This is a genomic window from Achromobacter sp. SIMBA_011 (assembly GCF_046535435.1).
Taxonomy (GTDB): domain Bacteria; phylum Pseudomonadota; class Gammaproteobacteria; order Burkholderiales; family Burkholderiaceae_B; genus Achromobacter; species Achromobacter dolens.
Map to the genome: position 1 here is coordinate 1 of NZ_JAWRWN010000478.1, position 271 is coordinate 271.

At 61.3% G+C, this 271-nt stretch carries 1 pseudogene; it reads right to left on the reverse strand.

From position 1 onward, the window contains the following. Positions 1–271: pseudogene (gene araD1 / locus SB816_RS31785) on the reverse strand (2-keto-3-deoxy-L-arabinonate dehydratase AraD1); the annotation flags it as partial.

The window sequence follows — 271 nt, forward strand, 5'->3', positions numbered from 1 at the left end:
GCTGAACGCCCTTTTCGCCAGCCTTCGGCTTGCCGTTTTCGAGACCCATGCGGAACATCTTCATGGAGTCTGTCAGGCTTTCTTCGGCGGCTTCCGTGGTCTTCTTATGCATGCTGTCGCGGGTCGCGGCGGAGCCCAGATGGGTGAGGCCCGTGCCGGTCAGATGCAGATGCGCCGGATCGGGATGGGTGATCGGCGGCAGGAAACGACCTTCGGCATAAGCCTTTTCGAGATCGACGGCATCGCCCAGACCATGGGCGGCAATGACATC